Origin of the sequence: Brevibacillus sp. B_LB10_24 (assembly GCF_046036945.1) — a bacterium.
GTDB lineage: Bacteria > Bacillota > Bacilli > Brevibacillales > Brevibacillaceae > Brevibacillus_C.
On the sequence record NZ_JBJQOQ010000012.1, the window covers coordinates 112,623 to 139,424 of the forward strand.

General features: G+C 54.2%; 31 protein-coding genes and 1 riboswitch. Of the genes, 26 read left to right on the forward strand and 5 right to left on the reverse strand.

Annotated features, from left to right (window positions below; genetic code table 11):
* Window position 1 precedes the first annotated feature (1 nt).
* From ACI7RC_RS13395 to pdaA, 11 genes are all read left to right on the forward strand, one after another.
* Entirely contained in the window at window positions 2-898 is an 897-nt protein-coding gene (locus tag ACI7RC_RS13395; RefSeq protein WP_408108729.1) for a polyprenyl synthetase family protein, read from the forward strand.
* A 191-nt stretch (window positions 899-1,089) separates the two neighbouring features.
* Window positions 1,090-2,874 carry a 1-deoxy-D-xylulose-5-phosphate synthase gene (gene dxs / locus ACI7RC_RS13400; RefSeq protein ID WP_408108730.1) on the forward strand — a complete coding sequence of 595 codons (1,785 nt, stop codon included), beginning with the start codon at window positions 1,090-1,092 and terminating at the stop codon, window positions 2,872-2,874.
* A gap of 4 nt (window positions 2,875-2,878) precedes the next feature.
* Window positions 2,879-3,694: a TlyA family RNA methyltransferase gene (locus ACI7RC_RS13405; RefSeq protein ID WP_408108731.1), complete on the forward strand. Its 816-nt coding sequence runs from the start codon at window positions 2,879-2,881 to the stop codon at window positions 3,692-3,694.
* A gap of 156 nt (window positions 3,695-3,850) precedes the next feature.
* Window positions 3,851-4,708: an NAD(+)/NADH kinase gene (locus ACI7RC_RS13410; RefSeq protein ID WP_408108732.1), complete on the forward strand. Its 858-nt coding sequence runs from the start codon at window positions 3,851-3,853 to the stop codon at window positions 4,706-4,708.
* Between the two features lie 3 nt (window positions 4,709-4,711).
* Window positions 4,712-5,161 carry a transcriptional regulator AhrC/ArgR gene (gene ahrC / locus ACI7RC_RS13415; protein ID WP_408108733.1) on the forward strand — a complete coding sequence of 150 codons (450 nt, stop codon included), beginning with the start codon at window positions 4,712-4,714 and terminating at the stop codon, window positions 5,159-5,161.
* Between the two features lie 26 nt (window positions 5,162-5,187).
* Complete coding sequence (recN, locus tag ACI7RC_RS13420) at window positions 5,188-6,918, forward strand: DNA repair protein RecN (RefSeq protein WP_408108734.1); 1,731 nt, start codon at window positions 5,188-5,190, stop codon at window positions 6,916-6,918.
* A gap of 155 nt (window positions 6,919-7,073) precedes the next feature.
* Window positions 7,074-8,393: a SpoIVB peptidase gene (gene spoIVB, locus ACI7RC_RS13425; RefSeq protein ID WP_408108735.1), complete on the forward strand. Its 1,320-nt coding sequence runs from the start codon at window positions 7,074-7,076 to the stop codon at window positions 8,391-8,393.
* Between the two features lie 177 nt (window positions 8,394-8,570).
* Window positions 8,571-9,353, forward strand: coding sequence for a sporulation transcription factor Spo0A (spo0A, locus tag ACI7RC_RS13430; protein ID WP_019122838.1), 783 nt, complete (start codon window positions 8,571-8,573; stop codon window positions 9,351-9,353).
* Between the two features lie 259 nt (window positions 9,354-9,612).
* The gene (locus ACI7RC_RS13435) at window positions 9,613-9,831 is read left to right on the forward strand and encodes a PLDc N-terminal domain-containing protein (RefSeq protein WP_408108736.1); all 219 of its coding nucleotides are present in this window, start codon (window positions 9,613-9,615) and stop codon (window positions 9,829-9,831) included.
* 97 nt (window positions 9,832-9,928) lie between these two features.
* The gene (locus tag ACI7RC_RS13440) at window positions 9,929-10,561 is read left to right on the forward strand and encodes a LysE family translocator (protein WP_408108737.1); all 633 of its coding nucleotides are present in this window, start codon (window positions 9,929-9,931) and stop codon (window positions 10,559-10,561) included.
* 97 nt (window positions 10,562-10,658) lie between these two features.
* Complete coding sequence (pdaA, locus tag ACI7RC_RS13445; RefSeq protein WP_408108738.1) at window positions 10,659-11,453, forward strand: delta-lactam-biosynthetic de-N-acetylase; 795 nt, start codon at window positions 10,659-10,661, stop codon at window positions 11,451-11,453.
* 87 nt (window positions 11,454-11,540) lie between these two features.
* Here the strand turns inward: pdaA and ACI7RC_RS13450 are convergent, their stop codons facing one another.
* The 4 genes from ACI7RC_RS13450 to ACI7RC_RS13465 all read right to left on the reverse strand — a co-directional run bounded on the left by ACI7RC_RS13450 (window position 11,541) and on the right by ACI7RC_RS13465 (window position 15,497).
* Window positions 11,541-12,110, reverse strand: a complete 570-nt coding sequence (locus tag ACI7RC_RS13450) for a hypothetical protein (RefSeq protein WP_408108739.1) — start codon at window positions 12,108-12,110, stop codon at window positions 11,541-11,543.
* Window positions 12,111-12,277: 167 nt separating this feature from the next.
* Window positions 12,278-13,006: a fumarate reductase iron-sulfur subunit gene (locus ACI7RC_RS13455; RefSeq protein ID WP_408108740.1), complete on the reverse strand. Its 729-nt coding sequence runs from the start codon at window positions 13,004-13,006 to the stop codon at window positions 12,278-12,280.
* 38 nt (window positions 13,007-13,044) lie between these two features.
* The gene (locus ACI7RC_RS13460) at window positions 13,045-14,865 is read right to left on the reverse strand and encodes a fumarate reductase flavoprotein subunit (RefSeq protein WP_408108741.1); all 1,821 of its coding nucleotides are present in this window, start codon (window positions 14,863-14,865) and stop codon (window positions 13,045-13,047) included.
* Window positions 14,862-15,497: a succinate dehydrogenase/fumarate reductase transmembrane subunit gene (locus ACI7RC_RS13465; RefSeq protein WP_408108742.1), complete on the reverse strand. Its 636-nt coding sequence runs from the start codon at window positions 15,495-15,497 to the stop codon at window positions 14,862-14,864. The genes ACI7RC_RS13460 and ACI7RC_RS13465 overlap by 4 nt, the downstream gene beginning before the upstream one ends.
* A 28-nt stretch (window positions 15,498-15,525) precedes the next feature.
* Between ACI7RC_RS13465 and ACI7RC_RS13470 the strand changes: the two genes are divergently transcribed.
* From ACI7RC_RS13470 to ACI7RC_RS13500, 7 genes are all read left to right on the forward strand, one after another.
* Window positions 15,526-16,008, forward strand: a complete 483-nt coding sequence (locus ACI7RC_RS13470; RefSeq protein ID WP_408108743.1) for a hypothetical protein — start codon at window positions 15,526-15,528, stop codon at window positions 16,006-16,008.
* Window positions 16,009-16,045: 37 nt separating this feature from the next.
* Window positions 16,046-16,708: a tetratricopeptide repeat protein gene (locus ACI7RC_RS13475; protein ID WP_408108744.1), complete on the forward strand. Its 663-nt coding sequence runs from the start codon at window positions 16,046-16,048 to the stop codon at window positions 16,706-16,708.
* A gap of 51 nt (window positions 16,709-16,759) precedes the next feature.
* A riboswitch (TPP riboswitch) is annotated at window positions 16,760-16,870 on the forward strand.
* Between the two features lie 81 nt (window positions 16,871-16,951).
* A complete protein-coding gene (gene thiD / locus ACI7RC_RS13480) occupies window positions 16,952-17,785 on the forward strand; it encodes a bifunctional hydroxymethylpyrimidine kinase/phosphomethylpyrimidine kinase (RefSeq protein WP_408108745.1) in 834 nt (277 codons plus the stop codon).
* Window positions 17,782-18,597 carry a hydroxyethylthiazole kinase gene (thiM, locus tag ACI7RC_RS13485; RefSeq protein ID WP_408108746.1) on the forward strand — a complete coding sequence of 272 codons (816 nt, stop codon included), beginning with the start codon at window positions 17,782-17,784 and terminating at the stop codon, window positions 18,595-18,597. The genes thiD and thiM overlap by 4 nt, the downstream gene beginning before the upstream one ends.
* Entirely contained in the window at window positions 18,594-19,253 is a 660-nt protein-coding gene (gene thiE / locus ACI7RC_RS13490; RefSeq protein ID WP_408108747.1) for a thiamine phosphate synthase, read from the forward strand. Before thiM ends, thiE begins: the two co-directional genes overlap by 4 nt.
* Window positions 19,240-19,725, forward strand: a complete 486-nt coding sequence (gene thiW / locus ACI7RC_RS13495; protein ID WP_408108748.1) for an energy coupling factor transporter S component ThiW — start codon at window positions 19,240-19,242, stop codon at window positions 19,723-19,725. Before thiE ends, thiW begins: the two co-directional genes overlap by 14 nt.
* Before the next feature lie 140 nt (window positions 19,726-19,865).
* Complete coding sequence (locus ACI7RC_RS13500) at window positions 19,866-20,246, forward strand: NUDIX hydrolase (RefSeq protein ID WP_408108749.1); 381 nt, start codon at window positions 19,866-19,868, stop codon at window positions 20,244-20,246.
* 98 nt (window positions 20,247-20,344) lie between these two features.
* Here ACI7RC_RS13500 and ACI7RC_RS13505 read toward each other — a convergent pair whose 3' ends face one another.
* Window positions 20,345-21,115, reverse strand: coding sequence for a class I SAM-dependent methyltransferase (locus ACI7RC_RS13505; protein ID WP_408108750.1), 771 nt, complete (start codon window positions 21,113-21,115; stop codon window positions 20,345-20,347).
* Window positions 21,116-21,510: 395 nt separating this feature from the next.
* On the opposite strand from ACI7RC_RS13505, the gene ACI7RC_RS13510 reads away from it, so the two are divergent.
* The 8 genes from ACI7RC_RS13510 to ACI7RC_RS13545 all read left to right on the forward strand — a co-directional run bounded on the left by ACI7RC_RS13510 (window position 21,511) and on the right by ACI7RC_RS13545 (window position 26,763).
* Window positions 21,511-21,747 (forward strand): hypothetical protein, encoded by a 237-nt coding sequence (locus ACI7RC_RS13510; RefSeq protein WP_408108751.1) that lies wholly within the window; start codon window positions 21,511-21,513, stop codon window positions 21,745-21,747.
* Between the two features lie 136 nt (window positions 21,748-21,883).
* A complete protein-coding gene (locus tag ACI7RC_RS13515) occupies window positions 21,884-22,045 on the forward strand; it encodes a Spo0E family sporulation regulatory protein-aspartic acid phosphatase (protein WP_408108760.1) in 162 nt (53 codons plus the stop codon).
* Window positions 22,046-22,193: 148 nt separating this feature from the next.
* Window positions 22,194-23,051: a metallophosphoesterase gene (locus ACI7RC_RS13520; RefSeq protein WP_408108752.1), complete on the forward strand. Its 858-nt coding sequence runs from the start codon at window positions 22,194-22,196 to the stop codon at window positions 23,049-23,051.
* 132 nt (window positions 23,052-23,183) lie between these two features.
* Entirely contained in the window at window positions 23,184-23,366 is a 183-nt protein-coding gene (locus ACI7RC_RS13525) for a DUF2759 family protein (protein ID WP_408108753.1), read from the forward strand.
* A 127-nt stretch (window positions 23,367-23,493) separates the two neighbouring features.
* Window positions 23,494-24,657 carry a putative cytokinetic ring protein SteA gene (gene steA / locus ACI7RC_RS13530; RefSeq protein WP_408108754.1) on the forward strand — a complete coding sequence of 388 codons (1,164 nt, stop codon included), beginning with the start codon at window positions 23,494-23,496 and terminating at the stop codon, window positions 24,655-24,657.
* 7 nt (window positions 24,658-24,664) lie between these two features.
* The gene (locus ACI7RC_RS13535) at window positions 24,665-25,231 is read left to right on the forward strand and encodes a copper transporter (protein WP_408108755.1); all 567 of its coding nucleotides are present in this window, start codon (window positions 24,665-24,667) and stop codon (window positions 25,229-25,231) included.
* The gene (locus ACI7RC_RS13540; protein WP_408108756.1) at window positions 25,218-25,892 is read left to right on the forward strand and encodes a glycosyltransferase family 2 protein; all 675 of its coding nucleotides are present in this window, start codon (window positions 25,218-25,220) and stop codon (window positions 25,890-25,892) included. The genes ACI7RC_RS13535 and ACI7RC_RS13540 overlap by 14 nt, the downstream gene beginning before the upstream one ends.
* A 22-nt stretch (window positions 25,893-25,914) precedes the next feature.
* On the forward strand, window positions 25,915-26,763 hold the full coding sequence (locus tag ACI7RC_RS13545) for a hypothetical protein (protein ID WP_408108757.1): 849 nt from the start codon (window positions 25,915-25,917) through the stop codon (window positions 26,761-26,763).
* Window positions 26,764-26,802 lie beyond the last annotated feature (39 nt).

The following is a 26,802-nucleotide window of genomic DNA, read 5'->3' on the forward strand; positions in this document are numbered from 1 at the left end:
GATGACTGCCGCTTTATCCCATTACTTACAGGAAAAAATACAACTTGTCGAGCAAAATCTCCTGCCTGCCCTGGAGCGCGAAGGTGTTCCGCCTAGACTGTACGAGTCCATGGCCTACTCCCTAGCAGCAGGAGGGAAGCGGCTGCGTCCCGTACTCGTGCTGGCCGTCCTGGAAGCGTTTGGCAAGCCGTTGGAGTGGGGAATGCCCTATGCAGTGGCGTTGGAGATGATCCATACCTACTCGCTGATTCACGATGATCTGCCGGCGATGGACGATGACGATCTGCGCCGCGGCAAACCGACGAATCACAAGGTCTACGGGGAAGCGACGGCCATCCTGGCCGGGGATGCCTTGCTGACCCGCGCCTTTGCCCACATCGCCGAGGCGTATCTGCAGCACCCTGCGGTGACGGCGGAGACGACGGTCAAGCTGATCGCCGAGCTTGGCCTGCGCGCTGGAGCGACAGGCATGGTCGGCGGACAGATGGCGGATATCGAGGGCGAGGGACGAAGCCTTTCGCTCGATGAACTGGAGTACATCCACCGCCACAAGACAGGCGACTTGCTGCTGGCGGCACTGCTGGGCGGCGGCTACCTGGCGCAGGCGACCGAGACGCAGATCGCGGCATTGGCCAAATACGGCACCTGCATCGGCCTCGCTTTCCAGATCAAGGACGATATCTTAAACGTGGAAGGGGACGCCGCGCTGATGGGCAAGGCAGTGGGCAGCGACGAGCAGCGGCAAAAGGCCACCTACCCGGCACTGCTTGGCTTGCAGGAGGCCAAAGACCGCCTTGCATCACTGGTCGCCGAGGCCAAGTCCGCCCTCGTTCAGGCAGGTATTGCGGCACAGTCGCTCACCCAACTGGCCGATTACGTCAAAGACAGGCAAAAGTAACGGCTGAACCGTGACTCTTTCCATCTGCGAGTAGTGTTTTTGGCCGCAAACCCTTATAATATACAGACGGATCCAGTCTCATTCGCAGTGCTGTCACGTACTGGCGATCTTCTCGGAATCATCGGCCCTTGAACGAAGGGCATGACTGGATCTGCGAGAGGGCTTCAATCGAATGAAAGTGAGGGGTTTGAGTGTTGCTGGACAGCATTAACAGCCCAAAAGACTTGAAACAACTAAAAATCCCCCAATTGCAAGAGCTGACGGGCGAGATACGCACCTTTCTCGTCGAGAACCTGGCAAAAACGGGCGGTCATCTCGCGCCCAATCTGGGAGTGGTGGAGCTGACCCTCGCTCTGCACTACGTGTTTGACAGCCCTGCTGACAAGCTGATTTGGGACGTCGGTCATCAGGCATACGTACATAAAATGTTGACAGGCCGCCGCGAGCGCTTCTCCACCCTGCGCCAGTATAAAGGCTTATGCGGCTTTCCCAAAATGAACGAAAGTCCGCATGACGTCTGGGAGACCGGCCACAGCAGCACTTCCGTCTCCGCTGCGGCAGGCATGGCTGCGGCCCGCGACTTGCAAGGGCAAGACCATCAGGTGATCGCCATTATCGGGGACGGCGCGCTGACGGGCGGGATGGCTCTCGAGGCGCTGAATCACATTGGCTATGAACAGCGAAACGTGATCGTCGTGTTAAACGACAACGAAATGTCGATTGCTCCCAACGTCGGAGCCCTCCATCATTACTTGGGCAGACTCCGCTCCAGTCAAAGCGAGGGAGGAGTCGATGAGCGCTGGTTTAAAGAGCTGGGCTTTACGTACCTCGGCCCGGTGGACGGACACGATCTCGAATCCCTGATCGACTCGCTGCAGACGGCAGCCGTGACGGGCGGTCCGGTTCTGCTCCATGCGGTCACGCAAAAGGGCAAAGGCTACGCACCAGCCGAAGCCGACTCGATGAAATGGCACGGGATCGGGACGTACCAGGTGGAATCAGGACAAGAGACAGGTGCGAAAGCAAATGCCCCTGCCTACAAGGACGTCTTCGCCGAGACGATGATCCGCCTGACCCGTGAGGATCCGCGGATCGTAGCGGTTACTCCGGCAATGCCGGACGGTTCCGGGTTGATCAAATACGCCAAGGAATTTCCCGAGCGGATGTTTGATGTCGGGATTGCCGAGCAGCACGCCTGCACGTTTAGCGCGGCACTTGCCGCCCAGGGAATGAAACCGGTGTTTGCGGTCTATTCCACTTTCCTGCAAAGGGCCTACGATCAGTTGATTCACGATGTAGCCCGCCAGAAGCTGCCTGTCGTCTTTGCCATCGACCGGGCAGGATTTGTCGGGGCGGATGGAGAGACGCACCAGGGGGCGTATGACATCGCCTACATGCGGACCATCCCGAATATGGTGATCATGGCCCCCAAGGATGAAAACGAGATGCGGCACATGATGAAAACGGCCGCAGTCTATGAGGAGGGCCCGATTTCGTTCCGCTATCCCCGCGGCAACGGACGGGGCGTGCCGCTCGACGAGGAATTGCAAGTACTGCCAATCGGGAAAATGGAGATCGTCCGTCCCGGAAAGGATGTGGCGATCCTGTCGTTCGGCCACGTCTTTGAACTGGCAGAACAGGCAGCCGACATGCTGCACGCTTCAGGGATTCACCCGATGCTGGTCAACGCCCGCTTCTGCAAGCCGCTTGACGAATCCCTTCTGCTGGACTTGGCAAAACAAGGCTGCAGGATCGTCACGGTAGAGGAAGGGGCAGCCATGGGCGGCTTTGGCAGCGCGGTAGCCGAGTTCTACGCCAAGGAAGGCTGCCAGGTGGACGTGCAGATCATGGGACTGCCTGATACCTTCGTCGAGCACGGCAGTGTAAAAGAACAGCGCCAGGAAATCGGACTGACGGCAGAAGCGATTGCCGACCGTGTCCGATCCCTGATCCCCGCGGGCATGCAGAGGGCATAGCAGAATGAAAAAGGAACGCTTAGATGTACTGTTAGTAGAACGGGGATATTATCCCACCCGGGAAAAGGCCAAAGCTGCCGTCATGGCGGGGTTGGTGCAGGTTGCCGGCGAGCGCTGCGACAAGCCCGGCACCAAGCTGGCAGAGGACGTGGCGATCGCGGTCAAAGGAGAGCTCCATCCGTATGTCAGCCGCGGCGGGCTGAAGCTGGAGAAGGCGCTGGACGTGTTTCACATCGATCTGGCCGGCAAAGTGATGGTCGATATCGGGTCGTCGACGGGCGGGTTTACCGACTGCGCCCTGCAGAACGGAGCGCGAAAGGTGTATGCGATTGACGTCGGATACGGGCAGCTGGCATGGTCGCTGCGTCAGGATGAACGCGTCGTCGTGATGGAGCGGACGAATTTTCGCCACCTCGACCCTGAGGCGTTTCCGCATGAGAAACCTGACTTCGCTTCGATCGATGTTTCCTTCATCTCATTGAAACTGATCCTGCCCGTGCTGTATCGGCTGCTGAAAGCCGACGGGGAAACAATCGCACTGGTAAAGCCTCAGTTTGAGGCCGGAAAGGAAAATGTCGGGAAGAACGGAATTGTCCGTGATCCCCGAACCCACCGCGAAGTAGTACTGGCCATCAGCCAGTTTGCCGCATCGCTGGGATTTGCTTTGAAAGGACTCAGTTACTCGCCCATCACCGGCGGAGAGGGCAACATCGAGTTTTTGTTGTACCTGCATAAGGCGGAGGCGGGCCAGAGCATGGATGCAGACTGGGAGAACGTTGTGGAAGAAGTGGTCAGCGCGGCCCATCAATCCCTGCAGTAAGTCCTGGAAATTCATAGGCAAAGAATCCAAGCCGCTTCTCGTTGAGAGCGGCTTTTTTATCGGTTGACAAAGAGGCAATGGTGGACGTTTTTTTTATACAAAAAAACATGTATACTTGTATAAGGATTCCAACCATGATCATTCGGGGTGTCCAATGTGAAGACAATCGGAATTGTTGCAAATAAAGGAAAACCGGCGGCACGGATTATCGCCAGGGAATTATTGTATTTGTTTGAAAAAAGAGGAATAAAGGTGTATCTCGACGACAACATCGCCGGCGAACTGGGCCGTTCGGAATTGGCTTGCCCGCCGAGTGAGATGGGCGGAACCGTTGAGCTCGTCTGCGTGCTGGGCGGAGACGGTACGTTGCTTGGGATCGCGAGGGATTTGGCCGGCTGCTCTGTGCCCATTCTCGGGTTCAACCTGGGGACACTGGGCTTTCTGTCTGAAGCGGAACCGGATAACCTGCCGCTTGCTGTCGACCAGCTCTTGGCCGGCCAATACAGAATTGAAGAACGGAGCATGCTGCAGGCTGTACTTGTCCGCAAAAACGAAACTTTGGCCACCTATACGGCGATGAACGATGTGGGGATAGCCAAAGGCTCTTTCTGCCGGATTATCAACTGTGCCGTTTGGGTAGACGACCAGTTCGTCGCCACGTTTCGCGGAGACGGCGTGATCATCTCCAGTCCAACCGGGTCGACTGCCTATTCGCTTTCGGCAGGAGGGCCCATCGTCGCCCCCAATGTCGACATGCTGCTGCTGACGCCGGTGGCTCCCCATATGCTCACGGCAAGACCGATGATCTTTTCCGCTGAACAGGTGATCAGAGTGGAAGTAGACGCGGTTCATCAAGAGATGGGGCTGTCGATTGACGGGCAGTTCGGTTACCGGCTAGAGGGCGGGGATGTGATCTACGTGCAGCGCTCCCCCCATGTTACCCCGTTGGTACTGTGGAACACTGGCAATTTTTATGAAGTCATACGCAAAAAACTACAAGCTGAATGGGAGTAGACTATGACCAAAGGACAACGACACATCAAAATTCGCGAGATTATCGCCAACGAGGAAGTGGAGACCCAAGACGAACTGGTGGATCACCTCCGCAATGCCGGGTTTCATGTGACCCAGGCTACCGTATCGCGGGACATCAAGGAACTCCATCTGATCAAAGTTCCCCTTCCTGATGGACGGTATAAGTACTCGCTGCCCTCGGACCAGAAGTACAACCCGCTGCAAAAGTTGAAGCGGGTGATGGTGGAAAGCTTTGTCAGCATTGATTACACCGACAATCTGATCGTGCTGAAGACCATGCCAGGCTATGGCAACTCGGTTGCCGTTTTGATCGACAACCTGCAGTGGCCGGAGATCATGGGGACCGTTTCCGGAGACGACACGATGCTGATCATCTGCCGCTCCCGTGAAAATTCGGAGGCGGTGACAAAGCGCTTGCTCGACATGCTATAATCTGATGGGGCAAAGGGGGGAATAGAGTGTTAGTTGAATTGTCTATCCGCAATTTTGCCATAATCAAATCGGTCACAATCCCGTTCCGGCGCGGTCTGAACATCCTGACAGGGGAGACCGGCGCAGGGAAATCCATCATCATCGACGCTCTCGGCCTGCTGCTCGGCGAGCGGGGCTCAGCCGAATACGTCCGTTACGGCGAAAAGCGGGCAGAGGTGGAAGGGTTATTCGAATTTCCGCAATCCCATCCAGTCATTGGACTATGCCTGGGGTTTGGGATTCAAGTGGAAGCAGACGGCATGATCGTGGTGCGCAGGGAGATCTCCCTGCAGGGAAAGAACGTGATCCGCATCAACGGACAGTTGATCACGCTTGCCATGCTGCGGGAGCTGGGACCTTGGCTGGTGCAGATCCACGGCCAGCATGACACCCATGCCCTGATGCAGTCGGACAAGCACATCAAGTGGCTTGACGCATACGGCGAACAGGCGTTGACCGCAGTGAAGCAAGAGTATGCAAAACTGTACCAAGCCTACCGGAAAACCCGGCAGGATCTTGAACGCATGGCAAAGAACGAGCGTGAACTGGCCCAGCGCATCGATCTGTTGTCTTACCAGCTGGGCGAGATCGAGTCGGCCCAGCTGCAGCCAGGCGAGGACGAACGGCTGCTCTCTCAGCGAAAAAAATGGATGCACATCGAAAAGGTGTACGCCGGGATTCAAGACGCCTACCAGTCGCTGACCGGGGACCATCGGGGGATGGACTGGCTGGGCCATGCGATGGGGGAACTGGAGCGGGCGCAGTCATACGATGAAAGTCTCGCCCCGTTGGTGGAAACCATCCAAACAGCGTATTATCAGGTGGAAGATGCCGTCCATCAGCTTCGCCAACTGCAAGATCAGCTGGAATTTCATCCGGATGAGCTGGCAGAAGTGGAACGCAGGCTGGATGTGATCCAGCAGCTTAAGCGAAAGTACGGAAAAGACGCCGCAGAAATTCTCGAGTACGCTGCGGCTATTCAGGACGAGCTGGATGAGATTCAGAACTTTGACGACAGGCTGCAGCAGCTGGATAAACGGGTGCAGGAGCTGGCTGCCGACCTTGCTGTGGAGGCACTGGAGCTGACAGCGATTCGCCGCCAGCTGGCACAGCAGCTCGCTGCGGAAATCGAACAGCAGCTGCAAGAATTGCAGATGAGCCGGGCACGCTTTGACATTGCCGTCACTCACATAGCCGACGATCAGGGGCTCGAGGTGAATGGTGCGAGGTATAGGATCGACTCTTCGGGAATGGACCACGTAGAATTTCTGATCGCGCCCAACCCCGGCGAACCGCTGCGCCCCCTCGCAAAAATCGCTTCCGGAGGCGAGCTTTCTCGGGTGATGCTGGCGATTCAAACGATTCTCGCTTCGACGGACCAGGTCGAAACCTTGATTTTCGACGAGGTGGACACCGGAGTAAGCGGACGGGCGGCACAGGCAATCGCCGAGAAATTGGCCCGGGTCGGCCAGCACCGTCAAGTTCTCTGCATTACCCACCTTCCGCAAGTGGCTTCGTTGGCAGATGCCCATTATTACATCTACAAACGGATGGATGAAGAGCAGACGCTGACCCATGTCACGTTCTTGGACGAGCAGGAGCGGGTCACAGAGCTCGCAAGGATGCTGGGCGGTGCCGAAGTAACGGAAAAGACCAAAGAACACGCCAGCGAGATGATTCACCTGGGCCTTCAGAAAAAGCTGGAGCTGGCCAAGTAGTTCACGGCCGGGCACTACGACAAAAAAGGAAGCTGTCATGCGTAAATGACAGCTTTTTTCTTGTTATAATCCCACTGGTGCCAGGCAACATTATAGATACGGTATGGTGGAGGTGGAGCAGTAGGTGTAGGCAGGGAAAGTAGGAGTGATTGCTGGTGATCCGTCAAAACAGAAGGAAATGGATGGGAAGTCTGCTACTGCTCATCACAGCGCTTGTTGTCAGTTCAACCCCCTTTCAGGAATTTACCTCGCTGCCCAGTGAAATGCGCTTGTTTGAAGGGTCGCTTCAGCAGCTTCAATTATCGATGCCCGTTACGGGCACATTGGTAAACAGCAACCCCGACATCCTTTACGTCAATGGAACCAAGGCCCGCGAAGTCAACGTTGACCTGAGCAAACCTGTCTCCGTCGAACCGAAGCAGACAGGGGAAGCCAAGCTGGAATTAAAATGGGGCAAGATTCCGCTGAAGCAGGTGAAAGTCAACGTCCTGCCGGATCTCAAGGTGATCCCGGGCGGACAGTCGATTGGCGTCAAGCTGCAGACAGCTGGAGTCTTGGTTGTCGGCCATCATCTGGTGAACACGGGCAAGGAAAAAGTGTCTCCCGGAGAAAAATCAGGCATACGCGTCGGTGACATGATCGTCAAGATGAACGATTTGTACATCAATGACATGAACGACGTAAAGAAACTGGTTCACGAGGCCGGGACAAAACGTCAGCCCCTGCACATGCTGGTTGTCAGGGGAAAAGAAAAATTGTCCTTGACACTCGAACCGGTAAAAGACAACAAGGATGGCGAATACCGAATGGGCTTGTACATCCGAGATTCCGCGGCGGGTGTAGGTACCCTGACTTTTTATGAACCGAAGACACATGCCTATGGTGCCCTGGGGCACGTCATTTCAGACGTCGATACCGGTCAGGCGATTGTCGTCGGCGACGGCCAGATCGTTCAGGCCAGCGTAACGTCAATCGAAAAAGGGGAAAGCGGCAATCCCGGCGAAAAGTACGCTCGTTTTTACAATGAGAGCGAGGTGCTGGGATCGATTACGCGAAATACGCCATTCGGGATCTTTGGCCGGATGAAGGACAAGCCGAAACGGGGAAAATACACGGAGCCGATTCCGGTTTTGTTGGCAGATCAGGTACAAGAAGGACCGGCAAAAATTTTAACCGTGGTCGATGGGCAAAAGGTAGAAGAATTTGATATCGAAATCGTCAACGTGGTCAAGCAACACTTTCCTGCAACAAAAGGAATGATCATCAAAATCACAGACAAGCGGCTGTTGGACAAAACAGGCGGCATCGTGCAAGGAATGAGCGGCAGTCCCATTATACAAAACGGTAAACTGGTAGGGGCGGTCACCCACGTGTTTGTCAACGATCCGACATCCGGGTACGGTTGTTTTATCGAGTGGATGCTGCAGGATGCGGGATTTATGTTAAGGCAGAACACACAGCTCAAGGCGAGTTAATCTCCCTTGAGTTTTTCTTGTCGAAATATCGGAAAAATCATACAATCTTTCGTCATTGGCAGGAACTGCCTAGCTCCTGTCGAATTTCTTTTACCGTAGAAAATTTGCGGAGAAGCATCTCCCGAGGAAAGACAAAGTACCCAAATATAGATTCGGGCAGCTAAGGAGGAAAAAGGTTTGAGCAGGATCGAAGTTGTTTTGGCAGACGACAATCGTGAGTTTGTACATTTACTTGAAGAGCACATTAATAACCAGAATGATATGAGAGTGGTAGGGGCGGCATTTAATGGAAATGATGTTCTCAAGGTATTAGAGGAGAAGGTTCCGGACATCCTCATTCTGGACATTATTATGCCTCATTTGGACGGCCTCGCCGTATTGGAACAGATTCAGGCAATGCGCCTGCCCCGCCAGCCGAAGATTATCATGCTGACCGCGTTCGGCCAGGAAGAAATCACGAAAAAAGCGGTTGAACTGGGAGCGTCCTATTACATCCTGAAACCGTTTGACATGGAAGTGCTGACCCAGCGCATCCGCCAGATGATCAACAACCAGCCTACACCGTTTGTCCCATCGATCAAACCCGCCGGCGGCGCGGTCAAAGGACGCAATTTAGACGCCAACATCACCAACATCATACACGAAATCGGGGTTCCCGCCCATATTAAAGGCTACCTGTACCTGCGCGAAGCGATTACCATGGTATACAACGACGTCGAGCTGCTTGGTTCGATCACCAAAGTCCTCTATCCGGACATCGCCAAGAAGTTCAACACGACAGCCAGCCGCGTAGAACGCGCGATCCGGCATGCGATCGAAGTCGCCTGGTCCCGCGGCAACCTGGACTCCATCTCCAGCTTGTTCGGCTACACCATCTCCAATTCCAAGGCGAAGCCGACGAACAGCGAGTTCATCGCGATGGTGGCGGACAAGCTGCGGATTGAGGCGAAGATTAGTTAAGTAGAAGAGCTGTAGGTTTTGCGTGCCAAGGACTATTGTAAATGTGACCATAATCGGAAGTGAGCCATTTAAAACGATAAATATCGAGGTGAAATTCAACTGATATCACTCCTTTATTGGTTTCTCAGAAGTCAATAAAGGAGTGTTTTTTTAGTCAAGTTCATGTCCCATCACTCCAAACAAGGCTCACGTGAACAAAATTGAATCTTTTCCTCCCGTGATTCGTATCAACTAGAAATACAGCAAAGCAGGTGGTTTGATGGATGTTGGATTTGTTGGCTTGGGATTCGGCCTGCTCTTGATCCCGCTCTTTTTTGGTCTTTTACTTTTCGTTTTAAACATCGTGACGAGTATTTGGGCGTATCGGGACGCACTTCGAAACGGGAGGAGCAAAGAATACGCCCTGATTGTTTTAATTGGCACACTGATTTTTCCTGTGATGGGTTTGATCGTCTATCTCATTATTCGCAGAGATTAGCGCCACAGATACCGTTTCTTCCTTTTCAACTACTGCTGGCAAGTGATTTCACCCATCCATTATAATGGGAGAAAAGGAGTGATGAGGAGGGGATGAAATGTTTACTCTTTCAGCTTTGAGTACGTTTGTACTGATTGTGCTTGGCCTGTTTTTGATCCCTGGGCCCGCTGTCTTGCTCACCGCCACTCGTACGGTTCAAGGGGGACGGAAGGCGGGCGTTCTGACTGGTCTGGGAATTGCGACTGGCGATTTTATTCACACGATATGTGCGGCGGTGGGACTTTCTGCCATATTGATGACATCGGCGCTCGCATTCAATGTCGTCAAGTTCGCGGGAGCAGCCTACCTCCTCTACCTGGGCATTCGGGCAATACTGGAAAAGCCCGCAGAACCAGGACTGCCAAAGGTTTCCCCGGCGAAGGAGTCGGCTTTAGGTACATACGGCCAAGCCATCCTGGTTGAAGTGCTAAACCCGAAAACAGCCCTTTTCTTTTTGGCGTTTTTACCGCAATTCGTTCACCCGGAACATGGCGCTCCATTTACCCAATTTATGGTCCTTGGCTTGATCTTTGTACTTTTAAGCGTGATCTATACCACGTTCATTGCAGTCAGTGTCCGTTTCCTGGGCCGCCTGATCAAGCGGATCTCCTGGATTGGCCGTTGGAGCGGCAAGCTGGTTGGGTTGATCTACATCGGGCTTGGCTTGAAGGTGGCGTTTCAGAGTCGGTGAGGTTTAACTTGCTTCCGGTACATAACTCGCCTGGTTTAGCGGGAAGATAACGCTAAAGATCAAACATCCGAGAGAATTGTACCAGGGAGTGTATTTGATGAAAGCATTGCGTCTTGGCATTTTCTTACTCGTGGGTCTGCTGTTGATCTCGCTGCCGTTGTACGCCGTAGCGGCAGACAAGAATGTGCCCCACCACTTCGGGTTTAAAAAGAGCAAGAACGGCCAGCTTCCTTCTATTGATGAAGAGGGGTTTAAAGAGATCCTGGAGCGGAACGGGTCCATCTTTTTGGGCAATACGAAGAAAAAAGAGCTTTACCTAACCTTTGACAATGGATATGAGAACGGCTATACGGCAAAAATATTGGATACGTTAAAGGAGAAAAAAGTTCCGGCCATCTTTTTTGTTACCGGCCATTACGTAAAGGATCAGCCTGAGCTGTTAAAACGGATGGTAAAAGAGGGGCATTTGATTGGCAATCACTCCTGGAGCCATCCGGACATGACGCAAATCACGGACGGCAGGATCAAGGAGGAACTAGAGAAGGTAAAGGCGGAGGTCGCCCGGGTAACCGGACAAAAAGGGATGTCCTTTCTGCGGCCGCCCCGGGGCATATTCAGCGACCGGACTCTGGCGGTAAGCCGGGGGGAGGGTTATACGACTGTCTTCTGGTCGGTTGCCTACAAGGATTGGGACGTGAACGCCCAGAAGGGCTGGCAGTACGCTTTTGACAGCGTCAAGACACAGCTGCACCCCGGTGCGGTGATTTTGCTTCATTCGATTTCCAAGGACAATGCGGAAGCGCTGGGGCAGATCATTGACGAGGCACACAAGCAGGGTTACGAGTTCAAAAGTCTGGAGCATTTGATGCTGCGCAGGATTTTGGACCCGTAACGGGCATAAGGTACATGTGATGGCAAAACGGCGTTTGCAGGGGAGACAATGCAAACGCCGTTTTTTCGCGTAAATACTAGATGAAACTCACGGAAGATACTGCTCTTTAATCAGCACGACTTTGCCTCCGGTCTGGTACAGCCAAAACAGCCGGTCCTTCAAGGCGCTTTTGTTTTGGGTGAAATCAGCATATGCCGTGTATCGGTGTGCTGCGCCTTCCAGCAGATAGATGAGCGTATCCTTCGCAAGCGCTGCCTTGCGGTGTTCGCTTAGCGTATTTCTGACGTAAAAACCGTTTGGCAGCGACACATCTTCTTTCTTGACACGGGTATCTTCGACGATTGCCTGCACAGCCTCTTCTCCCGTCAGCCATTCCACATCATCCGCGATCAAGTAGTGCGCGCCCGATTCTTCCTCGATTGTTTGAATATAGGCTAATGTGACAGACAGATCGGGCAGATTGCGAAGCAGATGGGTTACTTGCGTCAATCGTTCCGCTGTTTCGTTCAATTCCTCGACCAGGATGCCATTTTTCTCCTGCAGTTCCGCCAGTCCATTTTCACGATCCTGGTTTCCATTTGCTCCCTGATTTACGCTGCAGCCGGCAAGCGCCAGGCAAATCAACAGCGAAAAACACGATTTCATTTGCCAACTCATATAGAACCACCTGCCCATGAAGGTACGTACCAGTCTCATTTCCTGATAATGGATGCTAATGATTATACGACACAGAGAAGCGATTCGTTTCATCCATACAAAAACAGCCAAGCAGAAGCAGGCTGTCTGCTCTGTTTGGCCAAGGCGAAGTTAGCAAATGTATAGGCCTACCGCTTCCAGCCGGCAACGGCCATTTTTCGCCGTACATAAGCCAATTGGTCCCGCAGCGGAATGCCAATCGGACAATTGTCGTCACAAGCCATTAAGCCAATGCAGCCGAAGATTCCGTCTTCGCTGCCGACTACGTCGTAGTACTCTTGCTCATCCCGTTCATCCCGTGGATCGAGCATAAAGCGGCCGACCCGGTTGACGCCTGCCGCTCCGATGAAGTCCGGCTTGATGTTGGCGGTGGCGCAGCCGCCGATGCAGCAGCCGCATTCGATACACCGCTCCGCCTCGTAGATTTGCAGGGCTGTCTCGTTGCTCATGCGTTCTTCCTCTGCCGCGGGGTCAAAGGTTTTGTTCGTATGTACCCAGGCCTCCGTCCGCAGCGAAACATCGCGAAACCAGGTGCCGGTATCGACTGACAAATCGCCGAGCAGTTTGAAGACGGGGAGAGGCATCAGGGTAATCTCCGCTGGCAAGTTCTTGGTTAGCGTCTTGCAGGCCAATGTAGGCTTTCCGTTGATGAGCATGCCGCAGGAGCCGCAAATCCCGGCCCGGCAGACAAAATCGAAGGCGAGTGTCGGATCCTGTTCTTCGCGAATTTTATTGAGCGCGATAAACAGGGTCATCCCCGGTTCCTCCGGCAGCACGAACGCCTGCATATCCGGTTTGACTTTTGGAGTTTCCGGGTTGTAACGAAAGATGTGAAACGTCAGTTGGCGCTGGCTCATTGCTTTTTCCCTCGCTTTCTGTCAGCATCGAAGGGTTATTATTTCGACTGGGAGGCTTCCTTGCTCGCTTCCCCGTATCCTCGGTCGCCTGGCGGCAGCTCGGTGATCTTGACCGGCTCGTATTGCAGCACGGGCTTGGGTGCGCCGGGCGGCCAATAGGCCAGTGTCCGCTTTAGCCAGTTTTCATCATCCCGCTTCGGATAATCCTCCCGGAAGTGGCTGCCGCGGCTCTCTTTCCGTTCCAGTGCTCCGGCGGCGATGCAGTAAGCCAGTTTGATCATTCCAGGCATCCGCAGCGCGGAGGCCAATTCGGGGGAGGCGCCTTGTCCGCCGCTGGCCAGCCCGATCCGAAGCGAGCGCTGGTGCAGTTCGTGGAGCTTTGCAACCGCTTTTTTCAAGGGCTCCTCTGAACGGAAGATGCCGACGTTTTCACTCAGGGTGTTTTCCATTTCGCGGCGCAGTTCATAGACATTTTCCGTTCCATCGCGGCAGTCGATCAGAGCTCGGATGCGGTCCTCCTGAACGCCGACGTGTTCTTCGATCAACGAGGTCGCTACCTGGACAGAGACTTCCTTGGTGTACTTGGCTATTTTTTCACCGACGATCATCCCGGCGACGACCGTTTCCGCGAGAGAATTGCCGCCCAGCCGGTTAAATCCGTGCAAATCCCAGCAGGACGCTTCACCCAGGGCAAAGAGGCCTTCCAGGCCATAGGCCATGCCGTCGATATTGGTCCGGATGCCGCCCATGCTGTAGTGCTGGGTAGGGCGGACGGGGATCAGGTCGTGGATGGGGTCGATCCCGGCAAAATTCCGGCAGATATTGGCGATCTCCCGCAGGTTGGTGTTGATGTGTTTTTCCCCGAGGTGGCGAATGTCCAGCCAGACGTGAGGCCCGTAGGGACTGTCGACGCCAAAGCCTTTGCGGATGTGCTGCATGATCCGGCGGGACACCACATCACGCGATGCGAGCTCTTTCTTTTTCGGCTCGTAATCCGGCATGAACCGGTGGTGGTTTTTGTCCAGCAGGTAGCCGCCGTCGCCGCGGGCGCCTTCCGTGATCAGGATCCAGGAGGGGACGATGCCTGTCGGGTGAAATTGCACCGCCTCCATGTTGCCAAGCGGGACGACCCCAGTCTCCAGAGCGATGAACATGCCGTTGCCTTCATTGATAATCGCGTTGGTAGAAGCACCGTAAAGCCTGCCGTAGCCTCCTGTAGCGATGACCGTGGACTTTGCGGCGTAGACCCGAAGCTTGCCGGTCCGCAGGCATCTGGCCACCACGCCATGGCAGCGAGTGCCGTCGTGGATCAGGGAGATCGCCTCTGTCCGGTCGTGGACGGTGATGCCCAGCTTGATGACGACGCTGTCCATCGTGTAGAGCAGCGTATGCCCGGTGCCGTCCGCCGTGTAACAGGTGCGCCATTTCGCCGTTCCGCCGAAGTTGCGGGCGGTGATCAGCCCTTCCTTATCCGCGTCCTCGCGAATCTCGGCACCGTCGTACATCCGGGAACCGGCGACCACCCGATTCCACGGCACGCCCCAAAAGGCCATTTGCCGAACGGCAATCGGCGCCGTTTCGGCAAACAGCCGGGCAACCTCCTGGTCACAGCCCCAATCTGAACCTTTCACTGTGTCAGCAAAGTGAACGTCGGAATTATCGCCTCTCCCCATTGCGCTGTTGCCGAGAGAAGCCTGCATCCCGCCTTGAGCCGCCGCACTGTGGGAACGCCTGGGCGGAACCAAGCTGAGGATGATGACATTCAGGCCCTGCGTGGCGGCTTCGATCGCAGCCCGTTCCCCGGCCAGACCGGCTCCGACAATTAATACGTCTGCAGTAAAGCTGTCATATCGGCTCATACGGAACCCCCCAGCGAGAAAAATACCCATATGCTGGCCAGACCGAGCAGAATGGTGCAGATCGTGACCACGGTAAGCACCCGTTTCAGACTGTGCCGTTTGACAAATCCCCATTTCACCAGGGCGCGATACAGCCCGACGCTGGCATGGTACTCGGCCATAACCAGAAAGATGAGGTAAAACCAAAGCATCCACGAGTGAATGCGGCCCGCGCTTAGCTTTGCGTCGATCCCGGCGTACACCACGACGAAGACGTGAATGATGATCAAAAGCAGCATGGCGCTGCCGGTTACCGCCTGAAACAGCCAAGACCAGGTATCCTGATGCCGGATGATCTTCGCGTGCCGCCAGACGGTCTTCTGCTCCTGCCAGCGGCTGGGGATCCGGCGCAGCACGGCGCCAAGGTGGGCCCCGACCGTCAGGATGATGAACGCGACTGCCAGGTGCAGCAGGTAAAATTGCTCCATGAAGTGGGCCAGTTTGTTGAAGGCGCCTGCACCCAAAAGAATGGAGGCGACGAAAATCATATGTGTCCACAAAAATCCGACCAACAACAAGCCGCTGACCGTTTGAACCAGTTCCATCCATAAATCCGCTTTTCTGTTTTGGGTCAAGGCTCTTTGCAACTGCATAGCCATTCTCCTTCCAGGAAGCGCTTCAATGACAGCGCAACCTCCGTTAAAGTCCTTCTCGGCGATGGCAAGCTACATCCTGGCGACATCGTTACAGGTTTTGATCCTCACGGGGCTTACCTGGAGTAAGACCAAGAACTTTTCCACATTGGGTGCAAACAAGTACGGGTATCTTCAAATCGTACAGGTCGTCATAGAAAAAGGGATGATCCGGCCGGTGTTCCACCTTCGTCGCAGCGCCACAGCAATCCGAAACGTTCATCTGTTCCCTTCCTTTCTAAAAGTGTTTCGCTGTGGTGTGACCGTAAATAAAATGTGGAGTTCAATTGAGGAGATGTCGCCAGCACCTGAGTTTTTTATTACAACAATATTCGAAGTCTACAGCAAAAATGCTGTCGGAAAAGCATCCTGCCGCGAGAGGGGCCCTCCTTTCACCCGCAGAGGTCTTCTCGAGCTGGGGCTAAATGGCAAGATCATGTGCATAAAGATCGACTTCAGGCGATGCAATTGATAGAATAAAGAGAGCAGCAGTATATAGAGGTGATTCTTTGAGCAAGTTTCTGTTGTTTTCCCTGTTGTTTTGGATCACGGGCAATCCGTTTATCGCTATCATTCTTTTACTGGTGATTCTCTACTTTCTGGACATGCGGTTTGTGGGAATTTTGCCAAACTGGGTCAAACCCCTGAAACAAAGCAGAAGGCTGGCCAAGCTGAAGCAGGAAGTCAGGCTGAATCCGCATCATACTTCGTCAAAGCTGGAAATCGCGCATATTTTGATCGAGAAAAAACGCTACCAAGAGGCTTTGTCCTACCTGGAGAACAGCCAGTCCGTCATGTCAGAATCGGCGGAATTCTGGTATCAGCTGGGGCTTTGCCGACTTAAGCTGGGGAACCTGGCGGACGGAGAAAAGCTGATCGAAAAAGCGCTGGCGATGAATCCGCGGGTCAAGTACGGCGAACCTTATCTGGATCTGGCCGAAGCGTTTTCCGCCTCCGACCGGGAAAAGGCGCTCAGCTTCCTGGAGCGTTTCCGGGAAATCAACTCCTCCTCTTGCAAGAGCTACTACCTGCTGGGCCAACTGTACGCGCAGCTTGGCAAAAACAGCGAGGCAAAGGCGGCGTTTCGCGAGGCTGTAGACATTTACCGTTCGCTGCCCAAGTACAAAAAGCGCACGGAGAGACGCTGGGCGATGCTTTCGATGCTGAAATAGCAGGTTGAAAACTTTTGCAGTCTCTGCTACCATAACAGGTAATTGCATATTGTTTTCCACTAGGGGTGCTTTGATACACAAAAGCTGAGAGATGAATGAGTTCATCAACCCTTTGAACCTGATCCAGTTTGTACTGGCGGAGGGAAGTGGTGTGGACTATGGAGCATGCATACTCGAGCTTTTAGCCACCTTCCTCGGAGGGTGGCTTTTTTGCGCTTGAAAAAAGAGAGGAGCGGATGAGAAGTGAGGACGTTTGGGACGGGCATTCCCAAAGCATTGACCATCGCCGGCTCGGATAGCGGCGGAGGAGCGGGGATTCAGGCAGACCTCAAGACGTTTCAGGAGCTGGACGTGTACGGGATGTCGGTGCTGACTGCGGTTACGGCGCAAAATACGCTGGGTGTCCGGGGGGTTTACCAGCTGACAGTGGAAGCCATTGTAGAACAATTGACAGCGATTGAGATTGATCTCGCCCCGCAGGCGGCGAAAACCGGCATGCTGTTTAGCGGAGAGATCATTGCGGCGGTCGCGTCCTGTATCAGGCGGTTCGGCTGGAGCAATCTCGTGGTAGACCCGGTGATGATCGCCAAAGGCGGAACCGGTCTGCTGCAGGAGGAGGCAGTGCAAGCTTTGAAGGAACACCTGCTTCCGCTCGCCAAGATCGTAACGCCCAATGTCCCGGAAGCGGAAAAATTGACCGGCAAAACATTGAACAGCTTGGCCGACCGGAAAGAAGCAGCAAAACAAATCGCGGATATGGGGGCCCAGCATGTCGTGATCAAAGGGGGGCATCTGGAAGAGGACGCGGCGACAGACTTGTTTTTTGACGGCCGGGATTATTATGAATTGACGGGACCGCGGGTGTATACCAACCACACGCATGGCACAGGCTGCACCTTTTCCGCCGCGATCACGGCAGAGCTTGCAGCAGGGAAGACTCCCCTTGCTGCGGTTAAGACGGCGAAAGCGTTTATCCAGGCGGCAATCGAATACCCGCTGTCGATCGGCTCCGGCCACGGTCCAACCAATCATTGGGCCTATCGGAAGTACAGTCAGTGGGTGGGTGTTAACAAATGATCCCGTTTCCGAACATGTTACAGCAAATTCGGACAAAAAAACCGCTGGTTCACCTGATCACCAATCGAGTGACGGTCAACTTTGTCGCCAACGGCCTGCTTGCTGCCGGGGGAAGTCCGATGTGTGCCCATCACCCAGAGGAAGTGTGCGAGGCCGCCGCCCATGCGGATGCCCTGGTAGTAAACCTCGGTACGCTTGAACCCGATATCGCAGAGGGAATGATCCTTGCCGGTAAAACGGCCAAAGCAAACGGCATTCCCGTCGTTCTTGACCCTGTTGGAGCCGGCTTGTCCCGGCTGCGCAAAGAGGCAGTGAACCGCATTATAGAAGAAGTCAGACCGGATGCAATTTGCGGCAATGCTGCGGAAATCGGCTTCCTGGCAGGTGAGCGCTGGGCGGGAAAAGGGGTGGACGGAGACGTCGGCAGCAGCGTTGAACGGCTTGCTTGCCGGTTAGCCAAACAGCTGCAAACTACTTTGATTGTGACGGGGAAGACAGACGTGATCACGAATGGCGAAAAGCTATTTCATGTGGAGCACGGCAGTGAAATGATGAGCAAAGTGACCGGCACAGGCTGCCTGGCAACTGCGCTGATCGGCTTGTTTTTGGCCAAGTCAGTGGCTGTCTCTCTGTCCGTTGCCGAGAGAGCAGCTGCGGCTATGACGATGGCAGGACTTTGCGGGGAGAAAGCAGCGAAAGGATCCCGCGGCCCGGGGAGCTTTCAAGCTGCGTTTTTGGATCAACTCTCTTTGCTGACCGACCGGGAGTTGTCCTCGGCCGAAGGGCTTAAACGAAAGGAGGTACCCTTATGATGACGAAGGCGTCTTCATTGCGCGAAGCGTTGAAATTGTACTTTGTGATAGGCAGCGTCAATTGCCGAACGGATCCGGTTGCAGTTCTGGAAGAAAGCCTGAAGGGAGGAGTTACGTGTTTTCAATTTCGGGAAAAAGGAGAAGGCGCTCTCGGCCCGAATAAAGCGGAACTGGCAAAAGAACTGCAAAAGATCTGCAAGCGATACGGGGTTCCTTTTTTTGTAAACGACGATCTTGAACTGATGGAAACGCTTGACGCTGACGGGCTGCATATCGGACAGGAGGACGGGGATATACCCAGCACCCGCTCCAGGATCGCCGGAAAAATCCTGGGAGTCTCCGTCCACAATCTGGCAGAAGCGCAAAAAGCGGTCCGGATCGGTGCCGATTATGTCGGCGTCGGTCCGATCTATCCGACGGAGACGAAAAAAGATACGAGAGAAGTGGCTGGTACCAGGATCATCCAGATGTTTCGATCCGGAGGAATTGCGCTGCCGATGGTCGGCATCGGCGGCATACAGCACGGTAATGCCGGGGCTGTAATTCGATCCGGGGCTGATGGAATTGCTGTCATCTCCGCGATCAGCCTGTCCGATTCGCCCCGCCAAGCCGCGCAGGCACTGAAAAGGGAGGTGAACGGTCTTGGGCAGCACTAAACGGATCACGATAATGGCGATGCTGGTGGCAATCGGCACGATCAGTTCGCACCTTATCTGGCTGCCTGCAGGGGTGGCAAAAGCGTTTCCGATCCAGCACAGCATTAACGTGATTGCCGGCATTCTGCTCGGCCCCGGACCGGCAGTCATCGTCGCCTTTGCCATCGGCTTGCTGCGCAATTTGCTGGGTGTAGGCTCGCTGCTGGCCTTCCCCGGCGGGATGATCGGCGCTTTTTTTGCCGGTTATCTGTACAGTCGATACCAGAAGACCTGGACGGCTGCGCTGGGTGAAATTTTTGGCACCGGAGTCATCGGAGCCCTGCTGTCCGTGCCCGTCGCCAGGCTGCTGCTGCAAACATCGGCCGCTGCCCTGGCCTTTGTCCCCCCTTTTTTGGTCAGCTCGATAACCGGCGCGGCGATCGGCTTGGCAGTTGTCGCAGCGCTGCGAAAAACAGCTTCCGCCCGGCTTTGAGGCCGGTTCGGCAGTTGTCGCTTGCCCGGGCAGCGGACCATTCTCTGGTTTTTATTCGCCGGGTTTGGGGTAAATGATTAGGGTCATTCGCGAAGTGGATTCAGCTTGCCTGTCCTGGGCAAGGCAAAAGGAGGGATTGGATGGGGTTGCAGCTGCCCATCTCGGTAAAAGGAGTTATCATCGAAAACGATCGGGTATTGTTGCTCAAAAACGAGCGAAATGAGTGGGAGCTTCCCGGCGGCAGGCTAGAGCGGGGGGAAACGCCGGAGACGTGCGTGATTCGGGAAATACGCGAAGAAACGGGAATCATCTGCAGTGTCGATGCCTTGCTTGACGTCTGGGTCTACAAGGTGTTTGCCGGCCATGAAGTGTTTGTGGTCACGTATCGCTGCCACTGCGAAGATGCCTCCCGGTTCAGGCTGAGCAGCGAACATCAGGAGTATCAGTGGCTGCCGCTCTCCGAAGTGGAGCAGGCCTACATGCCACAAGGCTACAAGGATTCCATTCGGAAAGCCGGCTGATGCCGTCGTTATGATCCTCCGATGATCCGGCAGGGAGTGGAACCCGGTTTGGCAGACTCTAACCGGGTTTCACTCCCTGCCGATGCTAAGGCTATACCTCACGCTTTTACTGCCAAGACCCGTATCCGCCAGTAATCGGCTACCCAGACGCCATCGCGGAACAAGAGCGGGCGAAGCTCATCTTCAATCCGTGAAAACGCCTCTTCCTTCTCTCCGGCAGACAGTCCCGGAAAAAAGTCATCCCCAAAACTGGTCAACCAGTGCGACAGTCCTCTTTCGCCGTCACGCAGCGGCGTAGGGCGGTGAAAGTGTAAGGCAAATTGTACCCTAAAGCCGTGCCGTTCGAGCAGACTGCTGTACTCTCCGATGCTGGGAAAGTACCAGGGATTTCGCTCTGCCGCATCGATGCCGTACCTGGCCAAGACGGTTTGCATCCCGTGAATGATGGTCTCGACGTTTCCTTTGCCGCCAAACTCAGCTGCAAAACGTCCGCCTGGGCGCAGTGCCAATCGTATGGTCTCGGCTGCGAGGTCGGGATGCTTCATCCAGTGCAGCGCCGCATTGGAAAAAACCGCGTCAAATGGTTCGGCGGTACGGAATGTTTCCGCATTTTCCACCGAAAAGGCAAGTTCAGGGTATTTCTCTTTCGCCTTCTCGATCATCGCGTAAGAGAGGTCGATGCCAAACGGATCCGCGCCAAGGTCAGCCAATTCCTTCGTCAAATCCCCCGTGCCGCAGCCCAGATCGAGGATGCGCTCACCCGGCTTCGGATTCAGCAGTCCGACCACATCCTTCCCGTACTCCGCAACAAACCCTAATTGATTGTCGTACAGATCTGCATTCCATGTCTGGATCGATTGTTCTGTCAATGAAATCACTCCTCTTCGAAATCGTTACCTTTCTTGTATCATAGGTTTGGGCTATAAGTAAAATCTATATTTTCTATACAGTTAATAGTTAATGCTTATAACGCATTGGCCGTCCTTCCTTAACTGGGATCGTTTGGTAAAATACTAAAATGGAAGGGAGAGGTGATTGCGTGGTTCAACTCATTCGGATTATTGGTTCTTTGTGTTATGTTGTCGTTGTTGGTCTGGTAATTCTGTTCGGATTGAAGTACCAAACTTTTTTGCATGACGAAATGAAGGCAACTTTTGAAAGGTTCCCTCATTTAGTTTACGCTTCATTGCTTAATGTCGGGTTCGGAATTCTATTGGCTATTTGGCCTTTTGTGCGCAAGTGCAGACAGCCGGGTGTCTGGAGGGTGGAATGGGTCAAGCTGTTGACCGTTGGAATACCTGCCGCATTTGTCGCTTTCAATCTCTGCTTGTATTTTTCGCCTATTGGTCAGTATCTTCCGTTCAGTTATTCTTTTGTGGTTGTTGGCGGTTCCGGGTTTCAAATGATCGGCGGCATCGTCCTCGGCTACGTCTTGCTTGACAGCTTCCATAAGCAGGAGTCTTCCTATGCGGGATATGGAGGATTTGTGAACAGATTGTGAAATGGTTCTTGCAATCGACAGATTTCTACGAAGTTTCTGCTTCATTGTCGAGAAGAAACCATGTTCATCTCATAAGAATCGACGTATACTAGCAATTGTGTTAACAATAACGAAAAGGTGATTTTACGTGCAACCGATGATACTGACGCAAACGATTGAAGATTTACGGGAACGCATGATGATTTTGGCGATGGAAACAGGAAGCCTGACCAATACAAGTGTTGTAGCAATTAGTCAGGAATTGGATAAATATATCGTACAAATGCAGCTCATCAGGGAAAAAGAATTAGTCAACTAGTGATCTGCTCTAAAAAAATGGTCGACTTTTACGCCACTTTGCTCCCGTAAACGCTACTGAATCGCCAGTAGCGTTTTTTTTTCAATCCAATGCTGTCGGATTATGTGGTAAAATATGGAGTTGAATCGCAGAAGATAGGAGAAGCGACGTGAAAATTCAGCCTGAAAGCGGAAATGTCACCCGACGCCGGTTTTTAAGGACGCTTATAAGCGGTGCGATCGCGATGACAGGTGCCTGCCTGTACTCCGTCTGCATCGAACGATTCTGGATCGCCATTCGCGAAGAAGTTATCGCATTTGAACGCCTGCCCGCCGGCCTGGACGGATTGCGAATCGTCCAATTCAGCGATGTGCACGCTGGACATTACTTTTCGACGCAGGACCTTTTGAAGGTGGTGGAGCAAGTGAACGGTTTGCAGCCTGATCTCATCTGTTTTACCGGCGACCTGTTTGACAGCAGGGTGAATGATGCGGAAGAGATCGTCTCTGCATTGTCGAAACTAAGCCCGCGCCTGGGAAAATGGGCTGTGCTGGGTAACCACGACTATCGCTCGGGTTCCGAAAAGGTCGCGAAGGTGCTGACACAAGCGGGATTTGAACTGCTGCAAAATCAGCATGGGGCAGCGGGAAGCCTGGGAAAAAACTTTTACATAGCGGGAGTAGATGACGTGCTGCATGGAAAGCCTGACTTGCAGCAGGCCTTACGGGGCATTCCCGAAGGAAGTTTTACGATATTGCTCTCCCATGAGCCTGACTTCGCCGATTACGCAGGCGGATTTCCGGTTGACTTGCAGCTGTCCGGGCACAGCCACGGCGGCCAGGTCCGGCTGCCGTTCATCGGCCCGATTCTCACGCCTGAGTACGGTCAAAAATACCCGGACGGTTTGCAGAGAGTAGAGGGCGCTTCCCTGTTGGTCTATACGAACAGAGGGATTGGCACGACGATCCTGCCGATCCGCTTTTTCTGCCGTCCGGAAATCACCCTGTTAACGCTTCGCAGCGCCTAGCTTGCGGCAGGCAGGAACAATTTGTGAATTCGTTTGTCACAAATCGGGATATGTCTTGTAACACACTTGGGTAGACTATATAATGGGAAGTGGCATTGTTACATGATCGTTGAACATTTATAAAGGAGTTGTATGGTTGTGAATCTGAATCTATTTGACTTTGTTATGTTTATCCTTACGATTCTCATTGCCTTTGGAGTCGTTCGCTCTTTCAAGGCACGAAATATGTTTGCCGTCGTCTATTCTATCATCTCCCTGGCAGTTTTCCTGTTTGCTGACGTACTGATCATCTACTATGCCACACAAGGCGCATAATTGATAGAAATCGCAAGAAGGGGCTGTACACAGGTACGGCTTCTTTTTTTTTGCCCTCGATTACGAGGGGCCTTTGGCGCATGGCAGACGGCAACAATTGCCATACTATGGCTGGAGGTGGGATTACGTGGTCAAGCGCAAATTTGCCTTCTCCTTGCCAAATGAAGTGGAACTGATAGCCGGCAGCAAGACCAAACAGCTCTGCAAACGGATTCAGCCTGGCCAAGTAGCTGTTGTACACCATGAGAATCTCGATGAAATGGCGGCAGAAGCGCTGCTTCAAGCAAAGGTTGGAGCAGTGATCAACACCGCATCCTACATCACCGGCAGTTATCCGGCGATGGGGGCCAGACGCTTGTTGGAAGGGCACGTGCCGCTGTATGAAGCGAAAGGCCGTGAATCCCTGCGGCTGCTGGAGCTGCCCGAGGGGACTTTGGCGAAGCTCGACAACGACCGGCTCTATGTGAAGGAAGACGGTAAGTGGCAGTCGTTTTGCCTGCTTTACCCGATTTCGAAAGAAGAGGTGGAGGAAAAGTGGCAAGTGGCCCAGAGCCGTTTGCCGATCATGCTCTCTCAGTTTATCGATAATACGCTGACATATGCCAGCCGGGAAAAAGAGTTGTTTTTGCAGCCGCTCGCAAAGCTGGCGCTGCGGACTGATCTGACCCACCGACATGTTGTTGTGGTGGTGCGGGGCAAACATACCCGGGAGGATTTGCGTTTGCTGCGGACTTACATACAGGATCGCCGGCCGATTTTGCTCGCCGTCGATGGCGGGGCCGACGTGCTGCTGGAGAATGGGTACCGGCCCGACCTGATCGTCGGGGACATGGACAGCGTGACAGATGGGGCATTGGCCTGTGGCGCCGAAATCGTCGTCCATGCCTACGTAGATGGACGGGCGCCGGGAAAGAAGCGAATCGACGGCTTAGGCCTCCCCTGCCACGTGCTTCCGGCGCCGGGCACCAGCGAGGACGTCGCCATGCTGCTGGCATACGAGCATCAGGCGGAGCTGATCGTCACACTCGGCACCCATACGAATATGATCGACTTTTTGGAGAAAGGCCGGAAGGGGATGGGTAGCACCCTTCTGGTCCGAACCAAAATCGGTGCGCGGCTGATCGATGCCAAGGGCGTCAGCAGGCTTTACCAGCCGAGAGCGTCGTGGCATGCCCTGACATTGTTTGCAGCGGCAGCACTGGTGCCGATTATCGCTTTGTTTGCCGTCAATCCCGTTACCCGCCGTGCCGCCCAAATGGTCTGGAAACATTGGCAGCTGCTCACCTCATAGGAGAGAAATGATCCATTTTCGCTATCATCTCATCGCGATTGCCGCGATCTTCCTGGCACTTGGCATTGGCATCCTGCTCGGCGGCACGGCAGGACAGTCCTGGTTTGCGGCTAGTGAGCAGGAGTTCTGGAATCGTCTTGAAGCGAGGTACAATCAAACGCTGAAAAGCAATCATGAACTGAAGGAGCAGGTCGATCAGTTAATCGACCGGGTAGAGAGAAACAACGAAGAAGTGATCCACTTGCTGGCGGCCAGGTTCGCCGACGAACTGAACGGACAGCAGGTGTATATCTGGCGGCCGGAGACGGCGGCTGCGGGCGAGGTAGAGCGAGTGCTTGGCCTGGCTGGATTGAAGGTTGCCGAGTACCGCTACGGACAAAGCGAGAGAGAAACCAAGACGGTTCCACTGCTCATCCTGGGCAGGGAAACTCCCCATTGGCTGAACAGTCTCGCGGGGAACGTCAGGTGGATGAGGGTGGAAAACGCGCCGAAGTCCCCGACTGAGCAGTGGAAGCTCCTGGAAAAAGTGAGGGAGTTGATCAAAGAGGTGAGGTGGGAACGTGAAAAAAGTTAGCATTCTCGTCCCGGCGTACAACGAAGCGGCATACATTGTCCAGACCCTCCAGGCGATACGCCGCCACGTTCCCTGCCAGGAATTGATCGTAATTGACGACGGAAGCAGCGATCAGACATCCGAGCTGGCAGGCGGCTGGGCCGACCAGGTCATTCGTCTGCCTGTCAATCGGGGGAAGGGCGCTGCCCTGAAAACAGGCTGGAGAGAAGCGAGAGGCGATGTGCTGTTGTTCCTCGACAGCGATTTGCGGGAAAGTGCGATGCACGCCAATCACTTGCTGCATCCGGTCAAGGCGGGATGGTGCGACATGGCGATTGCCAAGCTGCCTTCGCCCAAGCGCCGCGCCGGGTTTGGTGTAGCCAAAGCGGTAGCTCGCCACGGAATCCGCTATCTGACCGGCTTTGACCCGACAGCTCCGCTGTCCGGACAACGGGCTGTTCGGCGTGAGGTTCTGGAATCTCTGGGCAGACTCGATGACGGATTTGGCATAGAAGTAGCCATGACGATCGATGCGCTGAGAGCCGGGTACAGGCTATTGGAAGTGCCTGTGCACTTTTGCCACCGGGAATCTGGAAATAATCTGGCCGGCTTCCTGCACCGTGGAAGAGAATTGATTGCGATCAGCCGCTCGCTTGGCGTTAAGTGGCGGGAAGGGCGGTGAAGGACGCCGAAGGGCGCCGAAGATGATCTACTATTTTCTCTTGGCCTTTTTTCTGCCTTTGTTCGTCCACGTATTCGCTTACCCGCCGGTGTCTCATCTGATCATGCGGCGAGGGCTATGCAGATTAAATTTTGCCGGAAAATCTACCCCGACGGCTGGCGGCTTGGTGCTCTTGGTGACGATCAATCTGTCGATCATTGCCCTGCTCGGCTTTTTTTACTGGTTGGGGTTTATTTTGATCGGCCTTCGCTCGGTGGTGATGATCTTCATCGGCTCCCTCGCCGTTGCTCTTTGGGGGTTTCAAGACGACCGGTCCACCGATAAAAGTCCCAAAGGACTGCGCGGCCATCTGCAGGTCTTGTGGAAGGAGCAGCGGTTTACCAGCGGACTGCTGAAAGCGTGGGGGATCGGGGGAACTTCGCTGATTGTCAGCATGGGGCTGTCATCCGATTTTTGGGAGATGCTTGTCCACGCCGGATTGCTGGCGCTTAGCGCCAATATGATGAATCTATTTGATTTGCGTCCCGGCCGGGCGATCAAAGTATTCTGGATGTTCTCCATGGCGGTGATGCTGGCCACCCCGCTCGTTTACAACACGGTAGCATGGATTCTCTATCTGCCTGCGCTCAGTGCGACGATCTGGTTTTTCGTTCCCGAAATGCAGCGGACGATCATGCTTGGCGACACCGGGGCCAATTACCTTGGCTTTCTCCTGGGGGTCCTGTTCATCACCGGGCCTTCATTCTTCGCGAAAATGGTGATTTTGATTCTGCTGATCATCCTGCACGCGGGAGCAGAATTCTTCTCTATTTCCAAAGTGATCGGCAGGTATCCGCTGCTCCACCTCTTTGACAAATGGGGGGCGCGGTGAATGCTCCCACCGCCTGAAGAGGCGGGGGCTTCTTGTTTC